This window comes from Phenylobacterium sp. (assembly GCF_037189685.1).
GTDB lineage: Bacteria > Pseudomonadota > Alphaproteobacteria > Caulobacterales > Caulobacteraceae > Phenylobacterium.
In genome coordinates, this window is record NZ_JBBCIT010000007.1 from 300,819 (window position 1) to 324,278 (window position 23,460).

19 protein-coding genes are annotated in these 23,460 nt (G+C 69.1%); 9 read left to right on the forward strand and 10 right to left on the reverse strand.

The features are described 5' to 3' along the window. Window positions 1-10: 10 nt before the first annotated feature. The 5 genes from WG212_RS05045 to WG212_RS05065 all read right to left on the reverse strand — a co-directional run bounded on the left by WG212_RS05045 (window position 11) and on the right by WG212_RS05065 (window position 6,487). Window positions 11-1,702, reverse strand: a complete 1,692-nt coding sequence (locus tag WG212_RS05045; RefSeq protein ID WP_337185973.1) for a class I adenylate-forming enzyme family protein — start codon at window positions 1,700-1,702, stop codon at window positions 11-13. A gap of 94 nt (window positions 1,703-1,796) precedes the next feature. Next, a complete protein-coding gene (locus tag WG212_RS05050) occupies window positions 1,797-3,140 on the reverse strand; it encodes a dicarboxylate/amino acid:cation symporter (RefSeq protein ID WP_337185974.1) in 1,344 nt (447 codons plus the stop codon). Window positions 3,141-3,283: 143 nt separating this feature from the next. After that, window positions 3,284-4,573, reverse strand: a complete 1,290-nt coding sequence (locus tag WG212_RS05055) for a serine hydrolase domain-containing protein (RefSeq protein WP_337185975.1) — start codon at window positions 4,571-4,573, stop codon at window positions 3,284-3,286. A 91-nt stretch (window positions 4,574-4,664) separates the two neighbouring features. Next, window positions 4,665-5,636: a nitronate monooxygenase family protein gene (locus tag WG212_RS05060; RefSeq protein WP_337185976.1), complete on the reverse strand. Its 972-nt coding sequence runs from the start codon at window positions 5,634-5,636 to the stop codon at window positions 4,665-4,667. 56 nt (window positions 5,637-5,692) lie between these two features. After that, complete coding sequence (locus WG212_RS05065; RefSeq protein ID WP_337185977.1) at window positions 5,693-6,487, reverse strand: enoyl-CoA hydratase/isomerase family protein; 795 nt, start codon at window positions 6,485-6,487, stop codon at window positions 5,693-5,695. A gap of 169 nt (window positions 6,488-6,656) precedes the next feature. Between WG212_RS05065 and WG212_RS05070 the strand changes: the two genes are divergently transcribed. The 8 genes from WG212_RS05070 to WG212_RS05105 all read left to right on the forward strand — a co-directional run bounded on the left by WG212_RS05070 (window position 6,657) and on the right by WG212_RS05105 (window position 16,231). Continuing rightward, window positions 6,657-8,297, forward strand: a complete 1,641-nt coding sequence (locus WG212_RS05070; protein WP_337185978.1) for a sulfatase-like hydrolase/transferase — start codon at window positions 6,657-6,659, stop codon at window positions 8,295-8,297. Between the two features lie 87 nt (window positions 8,298-8,384). After that, window positions 8,385-9,047 carry a TetR/AcrR family transcriptional regulator gene (locus WG212_RS05075; protein ID WP_337185979.1) on the forward strand — a complete coding sequence of 221 codons (663 nt, stop codon included), beginning with the start codon at window positions 8,385-8,387 and terminating at the stop codon, window positions 9,045-9,047. A gap of 73 nt (window positions 9,048-9,120) precedes the next feature. Next, window positions 9,121-9,786, forward strand: coding sequence for a glutathione S-transferase N-terminal domain-containing protein (locus WG212_RS05080; RefSeq protein WP_337185980.1), 666 nt, complete (start codon window positions 9,121-9,123; stop codon window positions 9,784-9,786). Between the two features lie 115 nt (window positions 9,787-9,901). After that, window positions 9,902-12,211, forward strand: a complete 2,310-nt coding sequence (locus WG212_RS05085; RefSeq protein WP_337185981.1) for a TonB-dependent receptor — start codon at window positions 9,902-9,904, stop codon at window positions 12,209-12,211. A gap of 86 nt (window positions 12,212-12,297) precedes the next feature. Beyond that, window positions 12,298-12,951, forward strand: a complete 654-nt coding sequence (locus WG212_RS05090; RefSeq protein WP_337185982.1) for a DsbA family protein — start codon at window positions 12,298-12,300, stop codon at window positions 12,949-12,951. Next, window positions 12,948-14,108, forward strand: coding sequence for a glutathione S-transferase N-terminal domain-containing protein (locus WG212_RS05095; RefSeq protein WP_337185983.1), 1,161 nt, complete (start codon window positions 12,948-12,950; stop codon window positions 14,106-14,108). Before WG212_RS05090 ends, WG212_RS05095 begins: the two co-directional genes overlap by 4 nt. 83 nt (window positions 14,109-14,191) lie before the next feature. Next, window positions 14,192-15,481 carry an MFS transporter gene (locus WG212_RS05100; protein ID WP_337185984.1) on the forward strand — a complete coding sequence of 430 codons (1,290 nt, stop codon included), beginning with the start codon at window positions 14,192-14,194 and terminating at the stop codon, window positions 15,479-15,481. Between the two features lie 84 nt (window positions 15,482-15,565). Next, window positions 15,566-16,231: a helix-turn-helix domain-containing protein gene (locus WG212_RS05105; RefSeq protein ID WP_337185985.1), complete on the forward strand. Its 666-nt coding sequence runs from the start codon at window positions 15,566-15,568 to the stop codon at window positions 16,229-16,231. A 9-nt stretch (window positions 16,232-16,240) separates the two neighbouring features. On the opposite strand, the gene WG212_RS05110 is transcribed toward WG212_RS05105, so the two are convergent. After that, a complete protein-coding gene (locus WG212_RS05110) occupies window positions 16,241-17,242 on the reverse strand; it encodes an MBL fold metallo-hydrolase (RefSeq protein ID WP_337185986.1) in 1,002 nt (333 codons plus the stop codon). 146 nt (window positions 17,243-17,388) lie between these two features. Between WG212_RS05110 and WG212_RS05115 the strand changes: the two genes are divergently transcribed. Further along, complete coding sequence (locus WG212_RS05115; protein ID WP_337185987.1) at window positions 17,389-18,384, forward strand: glutathione S-transferase family protein; 996 nt, start codon at window positions 17,389-17,391, stop codon at window positions 18,382-18,384. A gap of 98 nt (window positions 18,385-18,482) precedes the next feature. On the opposite strand, the gene WG212_RS05120 is transcribed toward WG212_RS05115, so the two are convergent. The 4 genes from WG212_RS05120 to WG212_RS05135 all read right to left on the reverse strand — a co-directional run bounded on the left by WG212_RS05120 (window position 18,483) and on the right by WG212_RS05135 (window position 23,447). Next, window positions 18,483-19,523 carry a glutathione S-transferase N-terminal domain-containing protein gene (locus WG212_RS05120; protein ID WP_337185988.1) on the reverse strand — a complete coding sequence of 347 codons (1,041 nt, stop codon included), beginning with the start codon at window positions 19,521-19,523 and terminating at the stop codon, window positions 18,483-18,485. 13 nt (window positions 19,524-19,536) lie between these two features. After that, window positions 19,537-21,084 (reverse strand): long-chain-fatty-acid--CoA ligase, encoded by a 1,548-nt coding sequence (locus WG212_RS05125; protein ID WP_337185989.1) that lies wholly within the window; start codon window positions 21,082-21,084, stop codon window positions 19,537-19,539. 185 nt (window positions 21,085-21,269) lie between these two features. Beyond that, the gene (locus WG212_RS05130; protein WP_337185990.1) at window positions 21,270-21,974 is read right to left on the reverse strand and encodes a GntR family transcriptional regulator; all 705 of its coding nucleotides are present in this window, start codon (window positions 21,972-21,974) and stop codon (window positions 21,270-21,272) included. Between the two features lie 132 nt (window positions 21,975-22,106). After that, on the reverse strand, window positions 22,107-23,447 hold the full coding sequence (locus WG212_RS05135; protein ID WP_337185991.1) for an MFS transporter: 1,341 nt from the start codon (window positions 23,445-23,447) through the stop codon (window positions 22,107-22,109). Between the last annotated feature and the right edge of the window lie 13 nt (window positions 23,448-23,460).

The window sequence follows — 23,460 nt, forward strand, 5'->3', positions numbered from 1 at the left end:
ATGCAGGACATCAGGCGGCGTCTTCCAGCTTCAGGGTCTCGCGCAGCTCGCGCTTCAGGAACTTGCCATTGGCGTTGCGTGGCAGCGACTGGTCCAGGATCCAGATGTAGCGTGGGATCTTGTGCTTCGCGATCAGGGCGGCGCAATGCGCGCGCAGCGCCTCGACGTCCACGACTTCGCCGGGCCTGAGCACCACCGCCGCTGCGACGTCTTCGCCCAGCCGGGGGTCGGGCACGCCGAAGACCGAGCACTCGGCGACGCCGGGATGCTGGTGGATCGTGGATTCGACCTCGGCGCAGTAGATGTTCTCGCCGCCCCGCAGGACCATGTCCTTCTTGCGGTCCACCAGATAGATGAACTGGTCCTCGTCCAGGTAGGCGACATCGCCGGTGTGCAGCCAGCCGTCGGTGATGGACTCGGCCGTGGCGTCGGGCCGGTTGATATAGCCCTTGATGACCGATGATCCGCGAACCCACAGCTCGCCGGGCTGGCCGGGGGGCAGAAGCTGTCCGTCGTCGCCCACCACCTTCACCTCGAAGGTCGGCATGGCGCGGCCGCAGCTCGCCGGCTTGTCCACGAAGAAGTCGCCGGCGATCGAGGTGATGATCCCCGAGGTCTCGGTCATGCCGTAGCCGGTGTTGGGACGGGCCGTCGCCACCGCCTTGTCGATCTTGGCCACGAGGTCGGGCTGGAGCTGGGCGCCGCCGCCGCCCAGGGTGAGCAGGCTGGAGGTGTCGTACTTGTCGAAGTCGGGGTGGGTGATGATCTCGCGCGCCATCACCGGCACGCCGCTGGCCGAGGTGCAGCGCTCGCGCTCGATCAGCTTCAACGCCTCGCCGGCGTCCCAGCGGTACATGAGCACCATCTTCCCGCCTGCCGCGGTGGTGGCGTAGGCGCCACAGTTGTTGGCCGTGACGTGGAAGAGGGGCGTGGTGATGAGCGATACCGGGATCGGCGGGGTGGCCGGCGGCGCGACGCCGGTCGCGCGCTGTGTCGCCAGGCCGCTGACCTGACCGGCGAACATCATGTTCATCAGGTTGCTGACGCAACTGCGGTGCGTGAGCTGGGCGCCCTTCGGGAAGCCCGTGGTGCCGGATGTATAGAAGATGCAGAGGTCGTCATCGGGATCGACGGCCACATCGGGGAGGCCGCCCCCGTGCGTGAGCGCCTCCGTCCAGGAGACGGCGCCCGCCGGAGTTTCCGCGCGGACGGCGACCAGCAGCGTCCCGCCGAGCATGTCGGGCTGCTCGGCGATCCGGGCGATGCGCTGGGCGTCGGCGAACAGGACCTTGGGCTGGGCGTCCCTGAGGCCGTAGGCCATCTCGGTGGCCGTCCACCAGGCGTTCATGCCCACCGCCGCCACGCCGATCGCGGCGCAGGTCCAGTAGAGCAGCATCCACTCGGGATAGTTCCGCATCGCGATGGCCACGCGGTCGCCCGGCTTCACGCCCTGGCTCAGGAGCCAGTTGGCGACCGAGGCCACCTGGGCATGCGCCTGGGCGTAGGTGATGCGTTCGTCGCCGTAGACGAGATAGTCGCGGTCGGCGAACTGGGCCGTGGACAGCCAGAGCGCGCGGACGTTCGGTGGTGCGTTCCTGAAGGTGCGGGTGGGCGCGCCGCGCACCTCCTGCACGACGATCTCGAAAGGCGCGCCGGGCGCCGTCAGCTCGGCCCAGGCCTCGTTCAGTTCGGCATAGTGCATCGTTCCATCCCCTCCGGCGTCTTGGCGTCCGGTCTTTCCCCTTCTCTCTAGCGCGGGTGACGCGGGGGCGGCGAGGGGAAAGCTGATATCCGCATCATCCGGGCTGGGCGGCGGGCTCGGTGTCCTCTACGGGCTGGGCGCGGCCCTCGTAGATCGACTGGTCGAGGACGCCGAGTTCCTTGGACACCAGGGTCGGCACGAGGGCCTGGCCGGCGACGTTCACGGCCGTGCGACCCATGTCGAGGATCGGGTCGATGGCCAGCAGCAGGCCCACGCCTTCCAGCGGCAGGCCCAGCGTGGACAGCGTCAGGGTGAGCATGACCACCGCCCCGGTCAGACCCGCGGTCGCCGCCGACCCGATGACCGAGACGAAGACGATCAGCAGATAGTCCGTCGGCGCGAGGGTGAGCCCGTAGAACTGGGCCACGAAGATCGCCGAGATGGCCGGATAGATGGCGGCGCACCCGTCCATCTTGGTGGTCGCGCCCAGGGGGACGGCGAAGGCGGCGTAGGCGCGGGGCACGCCCAGCCCCGTCTCGGTGACGGCCTCCGTGACCGGCAATGTGCCGATGGACGAGCGGGTGACGAAGCCGAGCTGGATCGCGGGCCAGGCGGCGCGGAAGAACCGGACCGGGTTCAGGCCATGCGCCCCGAGCAGGGCGGGGTAGACGACGAACAGCACCAGCGCGAGACCGAGATAGACCGCGAAGGCGAACTGGCCGAGCTGGCCCAGCGCGTCCCAGCCGTAGCGTGCGACCGCGGAGCCCAGGAGCCCGACGGTGCCGAGCGGCGTCAGTCGGATCACCCACCACAGGATCCTGCGTACGACCGCCAGGGCCGAGGCGTTGAAGGCCAGGAACGTGCGGCCCGCCTCGCCCGCCTTCAGGGCGGCGACACCCGCCACAAGGGCGATGACGAGGATCTGGAGCACATTGAACGACACGGTCGTCGTGGCCGCGCCATCCGAGAGCCGGGTGGACGCCGTCAGCCCCAGGAAGTTCACGGGGATCAGGCCGGTCAGGAAATCCAGCCATGACCCGGTGGTGGAGGGGGCCTTGGCCGCCTCGGCGGTCACGGCGGTGTGGAGGCCCGGCTGGAGGATCACCCCAAGGGCGATGCCGATGCCCACCGCGATCAGGGCCGTCGCCGCGAACCACAGCAGCGTGCGCCAGACGAGTTGCGCGGCGTTCTGGAGTTCGGCCAGGTTGGCGATGCTGGCGACCACCGCGGTGAAGACCAGCGGCGGCACCAGAGCGCGGAGGAGCTGGACGAAGCTGGAGCCCAGGATCCGGAGGGTTTCGGCCAGGGCGAACCCTGCCTCGCCCTCGGCCACGCCCAGTCGCCGCGCCGCCAGCCCCAGGAGGACTCCGACCACCATCGCGGCCAGCACCTGAAGCCCAAATCCGCTCACGAAACGGGAAGCCGCCGCCTGCGTCATCTGCTGTCCGCCGTGTCACCGCCATCTGTTCCGGGCGGCCGCCAATGGCTACCGCAGTTGTCGGGTTTGTGCGGCGCCCAAAAGTCTGGGGCTGGATTCAGCCCGCCTCGGCGCCCGCTTACTGGGCGGTGTCGCGGTTGTGCTCAGCGCGTTCCGTCCAGTGCCGCGCGCACGGCCTTCTGGCTGGTCGGCTGCAGGGGCGGGAAGCCCGGCCCCATCAACCGCTGCACCAAGCCGACAAAGACCAGCCGGTTCTCGGGGTCGACCCAGAACCAGGTGCCGGCCGCGCCATCCCAGAGGTAGCTGCCCTTGCCCATCGCCACGCCGGCCTTGGCCGGATCGGTGACGACGACGCCGTTGTAGCCGAACTCATATCCCGGCCGGATCTGCTGCATGCCGATGCCGTACTTCCCGCCGACCAGTTCGGGCGACAGATGGTTGCTCATCATCTCGGCCGCGGCCCTGCGGCTGATGATGCGGCGGCCGTCCAGGGTCCCGCCGCCCAGCAGCATCCGCGCGAAACGGGCGTAGTCGTGGGCCGTGGTCACCAGCCCGCCGCCGCCGGAGGCGAAGGGGGGAGGCGTGGCGTAGTCCGACAGGAACGGACTGCCGGCCGCGGGCGCCTGGAGCCTTCCGTCTCGCCATTCGTAGAGGGCGGCGAAGCGGCCGCGCTTCTCCGCGGGCACATGGAATCCGGTGTCGGTCATCTTCAGCGGGCGGAAGATGCGGGCGTCCATGAACTGCGCCAGCGACTGGCCGCTCAGGCGCTCCACCATCGCGCCCTGGATGTCCATGGCGATGGAATACTTCCACTTCGTCCCCGGCTCGTAGGCGAGCGGAAGGTCGGCCACCCGGCGCAGGAAATCCTCGGTGGACGCCGCCCGCATCGGCCCCTTGTCGCTGCGGTAGATCGCATCCACGTCGCTCGCTTCGAATCCGTAGAGGAAGCCGGCCGTGTGGGTCATGAGCTGGCCGACGGTCGGCGGCGTCGCCGGCGCCTCCAGGATCGGCCGTCCTTCGGCGTCCTTGCCCTTCCAGAGCTTGAGCCCCGCCAGCTCGGGCAGGTGCTTGGCGATCGGATCTTCCGGCTTCCAGCGGCCCTCGTCGCGCAGGATCATCATGGCGACGGCCGTCACCGGCTTGGTCATGGAGAAGGCGCGGACGATGGTGTCCATCTCCATCGGCGCGCCTGTGGCCAGGTCGCGGACGCCATAGGCCTCAGCGTGAACCATCCGGCCGTCCTTGAACGCCAGGGTGATCATGCCCGGAAGCTGGCCCTGGTCGACGAAGGGATGCAGGGCGGACTGCACCGGCGCCCAGGCCGGCGAAGCGGCCTTGGCGGCTGCGGGCTGCGGCTGGCTCCAGGCGGCGGGCGCGGGACAGGTGAGCGCCACCGCGAACAGCGCGGCGGCCAGGTGATGGCGACGGGTCATACGGCGGGCCCTCCCAAGCCCGGGAGCGTCAGCATGGCCCGGAACGGTCGGCCGGCGCCAGCCGCTCGCGCGACCGGCGCCGGCCCCGCGATCAGACCAGCTTGGCCAGGCGGTCTCTGATGATGCTCTCGGCTTCGGCCATGATCCGGTCGACCAGTTCCTTCACCGTGGGCACGTCGTGGATCAGGCCCGCGACCATGCCGCAGCTCCAGCCGCCGGCGTCCATCTTCCCGTCCTTCATGATGGCGGGATAGACGCCCGCCACCTCGGGCGCGATGTCGGCGAAGGTCAGCTTGTCGCCCAGCGTGCGCTCCTTTTCCAGCAGGCGCTCGACGCCGGCGTTGACCAGCACGCGCTCGGTGTTGCGCAGCGGGCGCATGATCAGTCGCGTGTCCAGTTCGCTGGCCGCGATCAGCGCGTCCTTCACGTTCTGGTGGACCGGCGCTTCCTTCGTGGCCATGAAGCGGGTGCCCATGTTCATGCCTTCGGCGCCGAGGGCCAGGGCGGCCACGAGGCTGCGGCCATCGGCCATGCCGCCCGACGCCACGAACGGGATCTTCAGTTCCTCGGCCGCGCGCGGCAGCAGGATGAAGTTCGGCACGTCATCCTCGCCCGGATGGCCTCCGCACTCGAAGCCGTCGACGCTGACCGCGTCGCAGCCGATGGCCTCGGCCTTCAGCGAATGGCGGACCGAGGTGCATTTGTGGATCACCTTGATCCCGGCTTCCTTCAGGGCGGGCAGCCACTTCTGCGGGTTGTTGCCGGCCGTCTCGACCGCCTTCACGCCGCTGTCGATGATGGTCTTGACGAGGCCCGGATAGTCGGGCGGCGTCACGGCCGGCAGGAACGTCAGGTTCACGCCGAACGGCTTGTCGGTCATCTCGCGGCAGCGCGCGATCTCGTTGGCCAGCTTCTCGGGCGTGCCCTGGGTCAGGCCGGTGATGATGCCGAGGCCGCCGGCGTTCGATACGGCGGCCGCCATCTCGGCGTAGCCCACCATGTGCATGCCGCCCTGGATGATGGGATGTTCGATGCCGAAGAGTTCGGTGATGCGGGTCTTCATGTCTGACGTTTCCTGTTGGGTCTCTGGTCGTGGCTGTATCTTTCGGGCCGCGGTGTTCAGCGGCCGCTGAACACCGGCGCGCGCTTCTCGAAGAAGGCCTGCCGGGCCTCCTTGGCGTCCTCGCTGGAGAAGGCGATGCGGATATTGGAGAGCTCGTAGCGCAACTGCTGCTCGAGGTCGTGGGTCTCCAGGGCCCGCACCATGCCCCGCTTCAGCAGCCGCAGCGTGATGGGCGACCAGGCGCAGAGCTGCTGGCAGTAGGCCGACAGGCGGGCGGCGAACTCGCCGTCGTCCACCACCTCGCCCGCCATGCCGAGCGCGACGGCCTCGTCGCCGGTGGCGGTGCGGTTCTCCATCATGAATCGCATGGCCTGTTCGTAGCCCATGGCCTGAGGGAGCGTGATGGTGAGCCCCGCGTCGGGCGAGCCGCCGATGCGGGTGTAGCCGGCCATCAGCCGCGCGCTGCGCGCGACGAGACGCACATCGGTGGCCATGGCGAGGCCCAGGCCGGCCCCGACGGCCACGCCGTTGATCCCGCCCACCACCGGCTTGTCGCAGACCTTCCGGATCGACAGGAGGAAGCGGCCGACCCAATGGACGTCGTCCAGTTGCGCGGACTGTGGCGTCAGCGGCGAGAACCGCTCGGGGCCCGAGAGATCCAGGCCGGCGCAGAATGAATCGCCGCTTCCGGTGATGGCGACCACCCAGACATTGTCGTCCCGCGCCGCCGCCTCGACGGCCTCGATGACGCCCCAGGCCAGTTCGTCGCTGAGCGCGTTCTTCCGCTCGGGACGGTTCAGCGTGATCGTCCGCACGTGGCCGTCGTCGACGACCTTCACCAACTGGGCCATGGCGCCCTTCCTCCCGTTCGTGTTCCTCTAGCCCTGTCACAGACGGTGGGGTCGTGACAAATATTGAATGAGAATACCGGTTCCGGTATCAAGGTCGAGCGGCGATGTGACCGCAGGTAAGAACGACGGGTGTCCGCACGGCGGCGGCCCGCGCATCGGGAGGCGGCGTATGCGTTTGAAACTGGCTCTTCTCACGGCGACGGCCCTGCTGGCCGGCTCGGCGCCCCAGGCTGTGGCCCAGGCCCCCGCCCACGTGCCTGTGGACCGTCCGGTGATCAACGCCGGCCCGCCGCGCGACGTCACCTGGCAGCCGGGCCCTGTGCGGTCGCCGTCCGGCCGGCGGGCGCCCAACGTCATCGTCATCCTCGTGGACGACCTGGGCTACAACGACCTCAGCTTCAACGGCGGCGGCGTCGCTGGCGGGGCCGTGCCGACGCCCAACATCGACGCCATCGGCCGCCAGGGCGTGCAGTTCGAGCAGGCCTATTCCGGCCACGGCACCTGCGCCCCCTCGCGCGCGGCGCTCCTGACCGGCCGCTACCCCACGCGATTCGGCTTCGAGTTCACGCCCACGCCGCTGCGCTTCGCCCGCCAGGTCCGGGCGCATCACTACGGCCGGGTGAATCCCGTCTATTTCGCCGACCGGGAGAAGGACGTGATCCCGATGGTCGAGATGGGCGTGCCCACCGACCAGATCATGCTGGGCCAGGTGCTCCAGAACGCGGGGTATCATACGATCCAGCTCGGCAAGTGGCACCTGGGCGAGGCGCCCAAGTTCCAGCCCCAGGTGCGTGGCTTCTCGGAGACCCTCGGCTTCACGGGCGGCGGGTCGATGTTCCTGAAGAAGGAGGACCCTCGGGTCGTCAATTCGATCCAGGGCTTCGATCCCATCGACATGCAGCTCTGGGCCACGCTGCAATTCTACGTCCGCAAGGATGGCGGGGAGCCGTTCGAGCCCAAGCGGCACATGACCGACTACCTCACCGACGAGGCGATCGCGGCCGTCGAGGCGAACAAGAACAGGCCGTTCTTCATGTACCTGGCCTACAACGCCCCGCACACGCCGTTGCAGGCGACGCGCGAGGACTACGAGTCGCTCTCGCACATCCAGGACCACAAGCTGCGCGTCTACGCCGCCATGATCCGCCAGCTCGACCGCAACGTCGGGCGGCTGACCCAGGCGTTGCAGGAGCGCGGCCTGGAGGACGACACCCTGGTGATCTTCACCAGCGACAACGGCGGCGCGTATTATCTGGGGCTCGAGGACATCAACCGGCCGTTCCGCGGCTGGAAACAGACCTTCTTCGAGGGCGGCATCCGAGTCCCGATGATGATGAAGTGGCCGGCGGCGATCCGTCCGGGCAGCATCTATCACGCGCCCGTTTCCCACTTCGACATCTTCGCCACCAGCGTGGCGGCCGCGCGCGGCGCGATGCCCAAGGACCGGCCGATGGATGGCGTGGACCTGATGCCCTATGTCACCGGCAGGAAGCTGGGACGTCCGCACGAGGTCCTCTTCTGGCGCACGGGTCCCTATCGCGTCGTGCGGGCCGGCGACTGGAAGCTGCAGGTGACCGAGCGGCCGCAGAAGGACTGGCTGTACGACCTGTCGGCCGACCCCACCGAACGCGTGAACCTGGCCGAGGCCATGCCGGAGAAAGTGGCCGAGCTGAAGCGTCTGCTGGCGGCGCACGACGCCCAGCAGGTGAAGCCGTTGTGGCCGGAGCTTGGCCAATCGCCCGTGATGCTGGATCATTCGCTGATCCGCCCCCAGCAGGAGGGCGACGAGTACGTGTACTGGGGCAACTGAGTCCGGCGCCGCTTTGCAGCGCACCGGCTCGGAGGCTGAGGACGCGCCGGCCGACTTGTCGGCCGGCGGATGCGGGAGCCAGGACTCTTGGCGGTAGACAACTCGATCCTGACCGAGCTCGATGGCGTCTTTCCCGCCAACCAGGCGCGCAGCCGGGAGGCCCAGGCGCGCCTGCTCGCGGCCGGCGAGCGGGTGTTCGCCGAGAAGGGCTACGACGAGGCCCATGTGAGCGACATCGCCGCGGCCGCCAACTGCTCGGTCGGCAGCTTCTATCGGCGCTTCCGGGACAAGGAGGCGTTGTTCCGGGCGCTCCACATGCAGTTCATCCTGCGGATCGGCCGGAACATGGCGCGGTTCCTGGCGCTGCCGGACTGGTCCGACAAGCCGACGTACGAGGTCCTCCGGACGCTGATCGGGAACTCCGCGCGTGTGATCGAACGGCACCACGGCTTCTTCCGGGCGCTCTTCCAGCGAACCCTGGCGGGCGCGGGTTCTTCCTACATCCTGGCGCTGCGTGCGGCGGACAACGAGTCCGGGCGGCTCCTGGCGGCGTTCCTGCGCGAACGGGGCGAGGGCGTCGGCGAGGATCTCGACGAGACCTGTATCCTGGCGCTCCGCACGGTGGACGCGGTCCTGATCAATCGCGTCCTGCGCCGCCAGATCACCGGCGATACGGTGGCGCCGCCGCTGGTCGTGGACATGCTGACGCGCATGCTGGCCGCCGGCGTCGGCGTGGCGCCGCCCGACTGACGAACTCCGCCTAAACCGCTTTACGGAACAGTAATTCCGATTCATAAATCCTCCTCGATACGAGGAGCTGTGAATGATCGACCTGCATTTCTGGCCGACGCCGAACGGCTGGAAGATCACCATCATGCTCGAGGAGACGGGCCTCCCCTACCGGCTGGTCCCGGTCGATCTGAGCGCTGGGGCCCAGCTCGATCCGGCGTTCCTGGCGCTCTCCCCGAACGGCCGGATGCCGGCCATCCATGATCCCGAAGGGCCGGATGGCCAGCCCATCGCCGTCTTCGAGACCGGCGCGATCCTGCAGTACCTCGGGGACAAGGCCGGGCGCTTCTATCCTGCTGAGCGGCGGGCGCGGTCGATGGTCGAGCAGTGGCTGTTCTGGCAGTGCGCGGGGCTGGGGCCGATGGTCGGCCAGGCGGCGCACTTCAACTATCAGAAGGAGAAGATCCCCTACGCGATCCAGCGCTACACCAATGAGGCGAGGCGACTCTACGGCGTCATGGATCGGCGGCTGGGCGAAGCGGACTATCTCGGCGGCGACTATTCCATCGCCGACATGGCTACGTGGCCGTGGACGCGCGGCTACAAGGCGCTCGGGATCGACCTCGCGGAATTCCCGAATCTCCAGGGCTGGTTCAAGCGCGTCGGGGCCCGGGAGGCGGTCCTGAAGGGCGCCAATATCGGCAAGGACGACTTCGCTCAACGCCAGCGCGAGTTGAGGGGCGCGGCCCCCGCGACCTGACCTGAATCGGGCGCCGGCGGATTGACAATTGTGGGTCGGCGCGTAGGTTGAACCGGAATTCACATTCACTTACTCGCAACGATAACAACGCACGCATCCAGGGGAGTAAACGACCATGCCAGGGCGCAATCTTGCTCGGACTCTGCTCGCCTCCACGGCGCTCGCGATGGCCGCCGCCACGCCGGCGATGGCTCAGGGCGACGTGGCCGAGATCGAGACGCTGATCGTCACCGCGAACAAGCGGGCCGAGAACATCCAGGACGTGCCGATGTCGGTGACGGCCGTCAGCGGCGACTTCCTCGAGAAGACCGGCATCGGCAACGTCACCGAACTGTCGCGGTTCATCCCGTCGGTGTCGATCTCGCAGTCGAACAACAACCGCAACACCACGATCTTCATCCGCGGCATCGGCACGTCGGGCACCAACCCCGGCATCGAGGGCAGCGTCGGCGTCTTCATCGACGGCGTCTACATCCTGGCCGCCGGTCCCATTCAGGGGAACCTGCAGGACATTTCGACGGTGGAAGTGCTGCGTGGGCCCCAGGGCACGCTCTACGGCCGCAACACGCCCGTGGGCGCCATCAACATCACCTCGCGTGAGCCGTCGCAGAAGGCCGAGGGCATGCTCACGGCGAGGGTCGGCAACTACGAGGATCGCGCGCTGAGCGGCTACGTCGGGGGCGGCATCTCCGAGACCCTGGCCGGCCGCCTGTCGTTCTGGGCCTCGGGCCGCGACGGCTACGAGCACAATCTGTTCACGGGCAAGGACGTCAACGGAACCAAGCAGTACGGCCTCCGCGGCCGCCTGAAGTGGACGCCGACCGACAACATCACCGGCAACTTCATCGGCTACTACGCCAACATCGATTCGCAGTGCTGCACGCCTGAGACCCTGGCGCCCAGCACGGCCACGGGCATCGCCACGGCGGGCTTCCTGGCCGCGGCGAACGCCGTGGGTCGGCCCTTCCGCAACTTCGACGACCGCGACCGGGTCGTCGATGACGACGTCGTGGGCGACAACGTGACCGACATCTACGGCGTCTCGGCGACCTTCGACATCGACCTGCCGGGTGGCCACACCCTGACCTCGATCACGGCGTTCAACGGCTACGAGGACAAGATCAAGTCACTGGCCGCCGATGGCCTGCCGCAGGAAACCGCCAGGGGCGCTCAGCGGCTGCGGCGCGAAGGCTATTCCGAAGAGCTTCGGATCGCCTCGCCCGCCGACCAGCGCCTGTCGTACCTCGCGGGCGTGTATCTCTTCTCCGAGACGATCACCCATGCGACGCGCACCACCCTGGGCCAGCACGCCAACCGGGTGCTGCCCAACGGGCTCAGGTTCAGCCCGGGCGACACCAGCACCTTCTACTATACCCAGGACACCAAGAGCTGGGCGCTGTTCGGCCAGGCGACCTTCAACGTGACCGACAGCTTCCGCCTCGTCGGCGGCCTGCGCTACTCGTACGACAAGAAGAACGGGTTCATCGACGCCGACGTGCTCGCCGGCTCGTCGACGGCGGCCCGCGCCGTGTTCTCGGTGAACCACCTGGGCAAGGTGCGGCGCAGCGAGGACAAGATCACGTGGTCGGCCACGGCTCAGTACGACGTTGCGCCGGGGATCATGGTCTACGCGCTCGCCGCGACCGGCTATAAGACCGGCGGCTTCAACGCCCGGACAGCGGCGGTCGGGGTGCCGGTGGAGTTCGACGCCGAGAACTCGCAGACCCTCGAACTCGGGATCAAGTCGATGCTGCTGGGCAATCGCCTTGTCCTCAACGCCGACATCTACCGGATGAAGCTGACGGACTTCCAGGACTCGATCCTGAATCCGCTGACGGGCTCGGGCTTCATCGTGGCCAACGCCGGCGACCGCAGGGTGCAGGGCTTCGAGGCCGACGCCGAGTTCCGGCCGATCCGCGAGCTGACCATCAAGGGTTCGCTCGGCTACATGGACGCCGAGTTCACCGACTACACGGCGGGCCAATGCTATCCGGGCAGGCCGGCGAACGGGACTCAGCCCGGCACCTGCAACTTCAACGGCCTGACGCCGTCCCACAGCCCGAAGTGGACGTGGAGCCTGGCGGCCCAGTACCAGGCGCCGCTGGCCGGCACCGGCCTTGAGGTCTTCCTGAACGGCGACATCAGCTACACCAGCGGGAAGATGCTCGAGCCCCTGCTTGATCCGCGCGGCTTCCAGGATTCGGTCACGCTGGTGGGCCTGCGGGCGGGGGTCGCGCCGGAAAACGGCAAGTGGCGGGTTTCCGCCTACGCCAAGAACCTCTTCGATCGCACCTACATCCTCCAGAGCACGCTGCAGCCGCTCAACGCCTTCATCTCGGCGGGCGGCTCGGCCCAGGCGCAGGGCTTCGTCGGCTGGTACGCCCCGCCGCGCACCTACGGTGTCGAAGCGACGGTGAGGTTCTGAAGCTCTCCCTCTCAGGAGGCGAGCACATACGATCCCGGCGGGCCTGAAGCGGGCCTGCCGGGACTCGGCCCGACGCGGAGACTGGCATGCTGACGTACGATCTCTACTGGTCCTTCCGCTCGCCCTATTCCTACTTCATCGCGAGCCGGTTGCGGGCGCTGGAGGAGGCGTTCGAGGTGCGGTGCAACGTGCGGCCGGTCTTCCCGATCGCCGTGCGGACGCCCGAGTTCTTCGAAGGGCGCGATCCGCTGTGGTTCAGCTACTTCATGGCCGACATCCGCCGCGAGGCGGAGTTCCTCGGCCTGCCGATGCGTTGGCCGCGGCCGGACCCGGTCTATCGGGCGCCTGACGGCAGCTATCCCGCGGAACAGCCCCTCATCCATCGCCTGACCTATCTCGGCGTGGCCGCCGCCGAGCGCGGGCGGGGCCTGCCGTTCCTGGACGAGGTGAGCCGCGTGATCTGGAGCGGCGAGATCACCGACTGGCACGAGGGCGACCATGTCCGCCGGGCGACCGAAAGGGCCGGCCTGGACCATGACGAACTGGTCGCCGCCGCAGACAGCGACTCCGAGCGCTATCGCGCGATCATCGAAGAGAGCCAGGCCGCTCAGCGGGCGGGCGGACACTACGGCGTGCCGATGATGGTGTTCGACGGCGAGCCCTTCTTCGGCCAGGACCGGTTCGACCAGCTCAAGTGGCGGATGGAGCAGAAGGGCCTGAAGCGCCGGACGCCGGCATGAGCGGTTCCGGGTCGCCCGAGGTCGTCCTCTATGGGGCTCCGGCGTCGCTCTACACGGCCAAGGTGCGGGCGTTCCTGCGGGTGCGCCGCGTGGCCTATGTCGAGCGTTTCCCCTCCCACCCGCGCTACCGCGAGGTGATCAAGCCGGCGGTGGAGTCGCACCGCATTCCGGTGGCCGAGTTCGCCGACGGAGCGATCCTGCAGGACTCGACCGAGATCCTGGATGAGCTGGAACGCCGCTATCCCGATCCCGTCACGGCGTCGATGGGGCCGCGGCAGGCGCTGGCGACGCACCTGCTGGAAGTGGTGGGCGACCGCGGCGTCTCCAAGCCGGCGATGCACTTCCGCTGGAGTTTCCTGAAGGAGAACGAGGACTTCCTGGTGGGGGAGTTCGGCCGTTCGCTCAGGTTCCCCGCGCCGGCGGAGGAGATCGCGCGGCTGGGTCGCCGCGTGGCGTCCAAGATGTCGGGCTATCTGCCCATGCTGGGGATCGAACCGCGGACGATCCCCGCCATCGAGCGGGTCTACGGCGAGACCCTGGCGCTGCTGGACGATCATTTCGCCCACCATCCGTACTTCCTTGGGGGCGCGCCGAGCCGCGCCGACTACGCCATGATGGGGCCGCTCTACGGCCATCTCGGCCGCGATCCGAAGCCGCTGCATCTGATGCAGCGCACCGCGCCGCTGGTCTACCGCTGGACCGAGCGCATCAACGGGGCCGAGGTCGAGACGCCGGAATTCCCCGACCGCCGGCGCGCGCTGCCCGAGGGTGACGAGATCCCGCCGACCCTGGTCGCCTTCCTGCGTCACGTGTTCCGGGGATACGCCGAGGAACTGGTCCTGAGCGCGGGAAGGCTGAACGCCCTGCTCGCGGCCAGCCCCGGGCTGCCGCCCGGGGGCTTCCTGTCTCCCGAGGGGGCGGACCAGCCGGTGCTGGGCGCCATCGTGGTCGACTACCACGGCGTGGCGGTCGAACAGCAGGCCCTGGGACACGCCCTGTGGATCCTCCAGCGCGCCCTCGACTACGTCGCCGGTCTGGAGGGCGAGGTGCGCGCGACCGCCCTCGCGTTCGCCGACGAGATCGGCGCCGGCGAGGTCCTGGCCCTTCGCTTCGCGCGCCGCCTGACCCGGTCGCATGGCCGGCTGGCGGTCGCCTGAGCGTCGATTGACAGGCCGGAACGCTCGGATATCCTGAATAGGAATTCTTGTTCCGAATAGAAGAGCGACAGGCGGAGGAAACCATGGCGGCCAACAATGCGCCGGAGACGCCCGGCGGCGGCGTCTCACGCGGCTATGCCCGTTACGCCCTCGGCCTCCTGCTGCTGGTCTATGTGATCAACTACGTCGATCGGCAGGTCCTCTCGATCCTGGTCGAGCCTATCCGCACCGAGCTTGGCCTGACGGACACCCAGATCGGCCTGCTGTCGGGCCTGGGCTTCGCCCTCTTCTATGCGGCCGCCGGCCTGCCGATCGCGCGACTGGCCGACCGGACCTCCCGCAAGGGGATCATCGCCGGTTGCCTCGCTCTCTGGAGCGGCGCGACCGCGCTCTGCGGCCTGGCCATGAACTTTCCGCAGCTCCTGGTCGCACGCGCCCTGGTCGCCGTCGGCGAGGCCGGAGCTGGTCCCGCCGGCCACTCGATGCTGGCCGACATCTTCCCGCACGGAAAACGTGCGACCGCCCTGGCCGTGTTCTCCTGCGGCGTGCCGATCGGCATTCTGGTCGGTCTGCTGGCCGGCGGCTGGCTGGCCCAGACTTTCGACTGGCGCACCGCCTTCATCGTCGTCGGCCTGCCCGGCGTTCTGGTGGCCATCGTGGTCGCGCTCACCCTGAAGGAGCCGCCCCGCGGCGGCGAGGCCTCGGCCGAACCCCCGCTCTCGACCCGGGAGGCGCTTCGGACGCTGATGCGTATTCCGGCGTTCAACTTCCTGGTGCTCGGTTCGGCGCTGCACGCCTTCACCTCGTACGGCGCCCTCCAGTGGAACCCGGCCTTCATGATCCGCTTCCACGGCCTTTCGACGGCCGAGGCCGGGCTGGCGCTGGGCCTGATCTCAGGCGTCACGGGCGTGGTCGGCACGCTGGCCGGCGGCTGGTTCGCCGATCTCCTGGGGCGGCGTGACAACCGCTGGTACGCGTGGTTGCCGGCCTTGATGATCGCCGTCCGCGCGCCGCTGTTCATCAGCGCCTATCTGGCTCCGACCCCCGCTCTCGCCATCGCCCTGCTCATTCTGCCCGGCTTTTTGGGCAACAGCTTCACCGGCCCCGTGTTCGGCACCATCCAGACCCTCGCTCCGGCGCAGACGCGTGCGTTCGCCTCGGCGTGGACCCTGTTCATCATCGCGCTCGTGGGCTTCGGATTGGGACCGCTGGTGATCGGGGTCACGAGCGACGCCCTGGCGCCCGCGTTCGGGAACCGGAGCCTGGGTTACGCCATTGCGCTGGCGGCGATCGGCGAGGTGGTTTCCGTGATCTTCTTCCTGATGGCGGCGCGCCGTCTGCCGAGGAATTCCGCAGCGCCGGCCGGCCATTGAGGCGGCGTCGCCACAGCCTGTGCAATCTGCACGCGCAAGCGGTAGAGGATAACTGAGTTTCGAATCGAGAAGACGCCGCCCCTGATGGCCAAAGACAATCCCGAAGACACGCCATCCGGCGACCCGGCCTGGGCGCTTCCCGCCTACCAGACCCGCAGCCGCGAGCAGCGTGACAGGCTGCTCAAGGCCGGCGAGCGCGTCTTCGCCGAGCACGGGTTCTGGCAGGCCCACGTGGCCGACATCGCGCGCCGCGCGGGCTGTTCCGTGGGCAGCTTCTACCGCCGCTTCCAGGACAAGGAGGCGTTCTTCTTCGCCCTGCAGAGCTACATGGCGGAGCGGTCCGAGGAGAACATCGCCACCTTCTTCCGGGACCCGGCGTGCGAGACCGATCCGCTCGATGTGATGTTCCGCCGGCTGGTGGCCAATTCGGCCCGTTCGATGGGACGCATCGAGGGCTATTTTCGCGCGCTGTTCGAGCTCAGCCTGCGGGGCAAGGGTGTGTGGCCGTCCATGCGCCGACTCGAGATCTTCGAGGCCGAGCAGCTTCTGAGCCTTCTGGAGCGTCGGGGGATCGAGGCCGAGCCCGGCTTCGACGAGCGGGCCCAGCTCGCCATCCGGATGGTGCACGGCCAGATCATCACGCAGCTCCTGCACGGCCCGGGACCGTTCGAGATCACCGATCCGCGGCTGGCGGACGAACTGGGCCTGCTTCTTCTCCGCTACCTCGGCCTCGAGAAAGAGAGCCGCTGAGCGCCTCGCTCAGAGCTGGCCGAACCGAATCTCGTCGCCGCCTGCGGGAAGGTCGATGGTCATGCCGTCGCGAGCCAGCCGCCAGTCGAGCGGCCCCCCGGCGTCCATGCCCTGGCCGAATGTCTCGGGATTGAACATCGGCAGCCCGGCCTGGGTGAGGTGGTACAGCACCAGGCGCTTCGCCCCCGCCGCGCGCGCAATCTCGGCCGCCTCGACCGGGGTCGTGTGATAGGTGAGCGTATCGGCCATCAGTGCGCTGGTCCGGGCGTTTCCCGTGGAGCCCAGGACCTGGGAGACCTGCCGCGTCATGCCGTCGTGCTGAGCTTCGTGCAACATGACGTCCACACCCCTGGAAGCCTCCGCGAACGGCGGCCATTTGCGGGTGTCGCCGCTGATCGCGACCGACCGGCCCTTGTAGTCGAAGCGGTAGCCGAGGGCCGGCTCGGCCGGCTCGTGCGCGACGCGGATGGCGGTGACGGTCAGCTCGCCGTCGCGCCAGGCCTGGGCGGTCGTCGCCCTTGCCGGAATCGCGATCGTCTTCGGCTCGAGCTTCCCCGCCGCCAGCGGAAACCTGAACTCGCCCCGTTCGTGGTGGGCGCGACGGAAGGCGCGGTCGTCCTCGTAGGCCAGGTTGAAGCCGCGCGCGACCTTGGCGACCCCCGGGGGGGCGACCAGAGGCAGCGGCTGCGCCCGACCCTGGACCCAGCTCTGCATGTTGAATTCGCCCAGGTCGCCGATGTGGTCGGAGTGCATGTGGGTGAGGAAAACCGCCCGGGCCGAGCTGAGCGGCAGCCGCCAGGTCATCATGTTCTCGGTGGCCTCGGGACCGATGTCGACAAGATACAGGCCGCCGCCGGCGAGGATGGCGATGCAGGGTTTGGCGCGGTCGCGGACAGGCAGCGGGCCGGACGTGCCGACCATCACCACCCGCAGGCCGTCGGGCTGCGCCTGCGCCGCCGCAGGGGTCGCCAGCACCGTGGCGAGCGCCGCCAGAATCTGTCGCCTGTCCATGATCCCGGCCTCCCGCCGTCCACCGTTGTTTCTTGGCCGGCGCCTCGAAGCCGCTTGCGGCGCGCCGGCATGCCCGCCATGATAATCGGAACTCCGGTTCACGTTAAAGCCCGAAGACCGCCGGAGCGCAAATCAGGAGGAAGTCCGTGAGCGAAGGTGTTTACCGCATCTATGGGTCGGAGATGTCGCCCTACTCGGTGAAGGTGCGGTCCTACTTCCGCTACAAGGGCGTTCCGCATCTCTGGATCGCGCGGAACGGCGACAACGAAGCCGACTACAAGGCCATCGCGCGGATTCCGATCGTACCGACGGTGGCGACTCCTGCGGGCGAAGGGCTCCAGGATTCCACGCCGATCATCGAGCAGGTGGACGCCCTGCATCCCGAGCCGTCCATCCACCCGGCGGACCCCGACCTCGCGTTCCTCTCGGCGCTGTTCGAGGAGTTCGGGGACGAGTGGGGCAACAAGCTGATGTTCCACCATCGCTGGTGGGACAAGGTGGACCAGGAGGCCTCGGCCCTCACCCTGGCCCGGCTCTCGGCGCCCCGGGCCGACGCGGCCGAGGTGGCGATGCGGCAGAAGATGATCCAGGAGCGGATGACCGGCCGGGGTCATTTCGTCGGTTCGTCCGAGGCTACGGCGCACCTGATCACCGACTACTGGTTCGAGCTGCTGGACCTGCTGGAGCCGCATTTCGCCGACCGGAAATACCTGTTCGGCGGCCGGCCCTCGTTCGGCGATTTCGGCCTCTCGGCCCAGATCTACGAGGCCTCGGTGGATCCCACCTGCGGCGCGGGCATCCTGGCGCGCGGTCCCGCGGTGCTGGCGTGGTGCCACCGCATGATGGAGCCGCGGGACGACGGCCCGTTCGAGAGCTGGGAGTCGCTGGAGCCGACGCTGGCGCCCGTCCTGGCCTATGTCGGCCGCTACTTCCTGCCGTGGTCGCAGGCCAACGCCGACGCCCTGGCGGCGGGGCAGGCGGAGTTCTCGGTCGACCTGGCCGGCCGCGCCTACGTCCAGCCGCCGCAGAAGTACCACGCCAAGTCGCTGGCGGCGCTGAAGGCCCGCTACGCCGCCGCCCGGACGCCCAGGCTGGACGCCATCCTCGACGCCGCCGACTGTCGGCGCTGGCTCGCCGGATAGGCGCCCGGCGGGCGCGAGGTCCGGAACGCGAAAGGACGGAGCGGCCCTCGCCGCTCCGTCCTTTGCATTTCCGGTCGGGTCTTCGGGCCCGGCGCGCCTCAGAGCCCCTGGAACAGCACCTCGCAGCCGGTGCCGGCGAGGGCGGCGTCGGCGGCCTTGCGGTCGGCGCCCGAGAGCGCGGCGTACTCCTCGCGCAGCCATTGCAGGCACTTGCCCTGATAGGTGAAGGGCTGCTGCACCCAGCGGCCGCCGTCGATCACGGTCTCGACCTGCTGGGCGCCGTCGCGCAGCGCCTTGGCGTTGGCCAGCAGCAGGGGCGCATAGACCCGGCCGATCTCGATCAGGATCGCCTTCGTGGTCTCGGGCAGGGCGTCGGGGGCGAACCAGTCGGCGTCGGTCGGCTCCAGGCCCGAGAGGTCCTCCACCGCGCCGGTCCAGGCGAACACGCGCGGCGCCCGCGCCTCGGTCACCGCCATCGAGGTGGGATCGAACAGGGCGAGCTGGGTGAGCTGGCCGTAGCAGCCGAAGTCGCCCGCCCCCGGCCGCGCGCCCAGCATGAAGGAATGATCGCGCAGGTGCGCCTCGAACGCGTCGAGGAAGCGGGCGTAGCTGGCCTCGATGATCGGGCCGGTCACCTCGTTCGAGCCCACATAGCGCAGCCGCGGGATCTGGCGGCCGGCGATCTCGTCGCCCATGACCTTGAGCTTCTCGTCCGACGTGCGGCCCCGGGTCCAGGCCGGCAGGATCGCCGAGGCGCGGGCGATGTCGGCGGCGTAGGCCCAGCGGAAGTGGAACATGGCCTTGGTGAGCCACTCGTCGCCGTAGTCCTCGATCAGGGCGTCGAGGAAGGCCAGCGCCGGGTTCGCCGGCCGCGCCTCGCGGCCGGCGTGCTCGCGTTCCAGGCGCCTGAGGATCGGCGTGGAATCGGTCACGGGCTGGAGGGCGCCGGCCTCGTCCTTGAAGTAGAAGGTGGGCAGCAGGCTCACCTTGGTGGTGGGCAGGCCGGCCGCCGCCCCGTGGGAGGCGAGGATCAGCCGGTAGGGAATGCGGCGATAGCGCAGGAGCGCCAGCATCTTGCGGGTGTAGGGCGAGCCCGGCACCCCGTTCAGGGTCACGAGGTCGGTGGTCATGTCGGTCATTGGTGGGCCTCGCTCAGCTCACGGCCCGGGCCTGGCCGGCCCAGTAGGGTTTCCGCAGGTCACGCCGAAGGATCTTCCCGGCCGGATTGCGGGGGATGGCCTCCACGAAATCCACGCTCTTGGGCGCCTTGTAGCCAGCCAGATGCTGGCGCACCTCGGCGATGACCGCGGCTTCGTCCCTGGCCGCGCCGGGGCGCAGCACGACGATGGCCTTCACCGCCTCGCCCCACCGCGGATGGGGCACGCCGATCACGGCGGCGTCGGCGATGTCGGGGTTCTTGGCCAGCGCGTTCTCGACCTCGGCCGGATAGACGTTCTCCCCGCCCGAGACGATCATCTCCTTCACGCGGTCGTGGATGTAGAGATAGCCGTCCTCGTCGAAGTAGCCAGCGTCGCCGGTGTGGAGCCAGCCGTTCACGATGGTGCGGGCGGTGGCCTCGGGATCCTTCCAGTAGCCCGGAGTCAGGGCGGCCGACCGGGTCAGCACTTCGCCGACCTCGCGGGGCGCGCATTCGGTTCCGTCGGGTCGCACCACCTTCACGTCTATGCCGGGCAAGGGCTTGCCGCAGGCCAGGAGGCGGCTGTCGTCGCGGTGGTCTTCGGGCGAGAGCATCGCCACGGCGCTGGCGGCCTCGGTCATGCCGTAGCCCTGCGCGAAATCGCAGCGGAACACGTCGCGTGCGCGCCGGAGCACCGTCTCGCTGATCGGCGAGCCGCCATAGGTGATGAGCGTGAGCGCCGAGAAGTCGCGGTCTTCCACGCCCGGGACTTCGAGGCACATCTGGATCATCGCGGGCGCCAGCGCGGCGCGGGTCACGCGTTCGCGCTCGAACATCTCCACGATCTTGGGCGGCCGGAACTGGTCGCAGGTGAGCAGCATGCTGCCCGCCATGAGCGACCTGAGGACGGCGTTCAGGCCGTTGACATGAAAGAACGGGGCCGGCGCGAACACGATGTCGTCCGGCCCCACCGCGTTCCAGGCCAGGCGCCCGAGGGCGCCGAAGCTGGTCGCGTAGTTCGCGTGCGTCAGTTGCACGCCCTTGGGGAGGCCCGTGGTCCCGCTGGTGTACATCTGGACGAAGACATCGTCCCGATGGGCGGGGAGAAGAGGGTCGTCGGCGATCTGCGCATCGCGCCACGCCGCGTAGGATTGCTGGGACTCGCCGTCGATGACGATGACCTGCGCCGGGCCGCGCAGCTTGTCGCGCACCTGGGCGGCGACGGGCGCGAACTCGGCTTCCACGAACAGTATCTCAGCTTCGCCGTGTTCGAGGATGTAGGCCACCTCGGGCGGGGCCAGGCGCCAGTTGACCGCCAGGAGGACGGTGGACGACTTCAGCGTCCCGCCGAGGATCTCGACGTAGGCGGCGGAGTTCTTCGACATGATCGCCACGCGCGATCCCGGGCGGCAGCCCGCGCCGATCAGGCCCAGCGCCACCTGGTTCGACCGGCGGTCCAGCGCGCCATAGGAAAGGTCCGCGCCCTCGAAGCGGCAGGCGATGGCGTCGGGACGGATCCGCGCCTGTTCGCGCACGAAATCCGCGTAAAGTTCAGTGGCCATTCGGCGTTTCTCCCTCGTCTTATGCGAACCGAAATTCCTATTTCGGTCAAGGGCGGAAATGCATGGCCCGCGGAGAATTCTGACGCGGTGGTCTTGGGTACGGCCTCGAGGCTGGGCGGTCCGGGAGCTGAGCCGAAGCCAGACGCCTCAGGCGCTCCGGACTTCGGCTCGAGCCGGGACGATCCCTAGTTCGATATCCGGGGCGCGGGCTGGGTCGCCGCGCGGGCGGCCTCGCGCTCGGCCATCAGACGGATGACTTCGCGCTCGGCGGCGCGGACCATGGCGACGGCCGCGGCCGCCGCCGCCTCGCCGTCGCGCGCCCCGATCGCATCGACGACGGCCCTCCACAGCCCCACCGACTCGCGGCGGCGTTCGGGACGATTGAAGACGGCGAAGTGGAGCAGGGCCCTGCGGTTCAGGCGTTCGGTCTCGGTGATCAGGGTGCGGTTGCGGGCCGCCATGTAGACGCAGACGACGAGGGCGTTCCGCGCCTCCATGAAGTCGGGCAGCTCGGCGTCGCGGGCGACCGCGGCCGAAAGGGCGTCCAGGGCGGCGCGGACCCCGGCCAACTCGTCGTCGGTCGCGCGCGCCGCGGCCAGGCGACAGGCATGGCCGAAGAGAAGGCCCCGCAACTCGTAGATCTCCTGCGTCTCCTCGACCGAAAGGTCGGTGACGATCACCCCGCGCCTCGGCCGGAACTGCACCAGCCCCTCGCGGGCCAGCAGATGGAACGCCTCGCGGACAGGACCCCGGCTGACACCGAACCGCGCCGCGATCTCGGGCTCGGGCAAGCGCGCGCCGGGCTGATAGTCGCCGCCCAGGATCGCGTGGGTGAGCCGCCGCGCGATCTGTTCGGGCAGGGATTCGTCGCTGAGGATATCCTGGCTCAAAATGCGATCCTGAGCGGCGCCGCGGGGACCGGGCGGCCCGACGTCCGGAGGCTGGAAGCTACCTCGACTCGCCCGGCGGCGTCACGCGGGCCGGCACGGAGCCTGTCGCGCTCCGTGCCGCAAACCCACATCCTAGTCGCGTCGGGCTTCGGCAAGTCCGGCCTCCAGATTGCGGCCGCACAGATAGAAGTGGACCGCCGCCCAGAGATGGGCCGCCGCGAAGACGACCAGCGAGTAGCGCAGGGATTCCTGGCCCAGCGACGGCTGCATGAGGTCGCTGAAGATGCCGATCAGCATGGGGCCGACCCCCAGGCCGAAGAGGTTGACGCACAGCATCTTCACCGCCGCCGCCACCGAGCGCATCCGCAGCCGCGCCAGACTCTGGACCAGGGCCAGCGACGGGCCGAGATAGAAGCCGCTCAGGAACGCCGGCAGGGCGAACAGCGCCAGGGCCACATAGGGCGAATCCGACAGGAAGGCCGCGATCTGGAACGGGACCATGACGAGCTGGCTCGCCCCGATCATCCACACGCCCCACGGCACGCGTCGCTGCTGGAGCCTGTCGGTCAGCCAGCCGCCGGTGACGGCGCCCAGGCCGCCCATGACCCCGAAGACCCCGGCGAGCATCACGCCCACCTGGGCCGGCGTCAGCCCGAACGAACGCATGAAGAAGGCCGGCTGCCACTGGCCCATGCCGTAGGAGATGGTGGCCGCGACCATCGAGGCGGCGATCAGGTGGCGCATGGCCCGGTTGGACCAGAAGTAGGCCACCGATTCCCGCAGAGGCGGCGGCTGGACCGCGGCCGGCGAGCGGCCCTCGGAGAAGCCGCGCGGCGCCTCCTTCAGGAAGAAATGCACCGCCAGGGCCAGCAGAACGCCGGGCAGGCCCACCACGAAGAACGCGGCGCGCCATCCGTACTGGTGGGCGACGAAGCCGCCCACCACGAGGCCCAGCAGCATGCCGACGTTGGCGCCCAGCGCGATGATCGACATCACGCCCGACCGCTTCTCGGGCGGATAGTAGTCGGCGAGGATCGAGTGGCTGGACGGGTTCACGCCCGCCTCGCCGATGCCGACGCCGAAGCGCGCCAGCAGCAGGTGCCAGAAGTTCTGGGCCAGGCCGCAGACGGCGGTCAGGGCCGAGAACGTGGCCAGCGAGAGGGTGATGATGGTCTTGCGGCCGCCGCGGTCGGCCAGCATCGCCAGCGGCAGTCCGAGGGTCACGTAGAAGGCGGCGAAGGCCAGCCCACCCAGGAAGCCGAGCTGGGTGTCCGATAGGCCGAACTCCAGCTTGATGGGCTCGGCCAGGATCGAGACGATCTGCCGGTCCATGATGCTGAAGGTGAAGGCCAGGAACAGCAGGGCCAGCGCCGTTCGCCGGCGGCGCAGGAAGCCGGGATCGTGGGTGGGGGCCGAGGCCTGGATGTCAGGCAGGGGCCGAGGGGCCGCGTCCGCGGCCGCGGATTCCGTCATGGTGGTCCTCCCG

Coding starts and splice junctions, on each gene's coding strand:
- WG212_RS05045 (WP_337185973.1), bottom strand. CDS start 1,702: ATGCACTATGCCGAACTGAACGAGGCCTGGGCCGAGCTGACGGCGCCC.
- WG212_RS05050 (WP_337185974.1), bottom strand. CDS start 3,140: ATGACGCAGGCGGCGGCTTCCCGTTTCGTGAGCGGATTTGGGCTTCAG.
- WG212_RS05055 (WP_337185975.1), bottom strand. CDS start 4,573: ATGACCCGTCGCCATCACCTGGCCGCCGCGCTGTTCGCGGTGGCGCTC.
- WG212_RS05060 (WP_337185976.1), bottom strand. CDS start 5,636: ATGAAGACCCGCATCACCGAACTCTTCGGCATCGAACATCCCATCATC.
- WG212_RS05065 (WP_337185977.1), bottom strand. CDS start 6,487: ATGGCCCAGTTGGTGAAGGTCGTCGACGACGGCCACGTGCGGACGATC.
- WG212_RS05070 (WP_337185978.1), top strand. CDS start 6,657: ATGCGTTTGAAACTGGCTCTTCTCACGGCGACGGCCCTGCTGGCCGGC.
- WG212_RS05080 (WP_337185980.1), top strand. CDS start 9,121: ATGATCGACCTGCATTTCTGGCCGACGCCGAACGGCTGGAAGATCACC.
- WG212_RS05085 (WP_337185981.1), top strand. CDS start 9,902: ATGCCAGGGCGCAATCTTGCTCGGACTCTGCTCGCCTCCACGGCGCTC.
- WG212_RS05090 (WP_337185982.1), top strand. CDS start 12,298: ATGCTGACGTACGATCTCTACTGGTCCTTCCGCTCGCCCTATTCCTAC.
- WG212_RS05095 (WP_337185983.1), top strand. CDS start 12,948: ATGAGCGGTTCCGGGTCGCCCGAGGTCGTCCTCTATGGGGCTCCGGCG.
- WG212_RS05100 (WP_337185984.1), top strand. CDS start 14,192: ATGGCGGCCAACAATGCGCCGGAGACGCCCGGCGGCGGCGTCTCACGC.
- WG212_RS05105 (WP_337185985.1), top strand. CDS start 15,566: ATGGCCAAAGACAATCCCGAAGACACGCCATCCGGCGACCCGGCCTGG.
- WG212_RS05110 (WP_337185986.1), bottom strand. CDS start 17,242: ATGGACAGGCGACAGATTCTGGCGGCGCTCGCCACGGTGCTGGCGACC.
- WG212_RS05120 (WP_337185988.1), bottom strand. CDS start 19,523: ATGACCGACATGACCACCGACCTCGTGACCCTGAACGGGGTGCCGGGC.
- WG212_RS05125 (WP_337185989.1), bottom strand. CDS start 21,084: ATGGCCACTGAACTTTACGCGGATTTCGTGCGCGAACAGGCGCGGATC.
- WG212_RS05135 (WP_337185991.1), bottom strand. CDS start 23,447: ATGACGGAATCCGCGGCCGCGGACGCGGCCCCTCGGCCCCTGCCTGAC.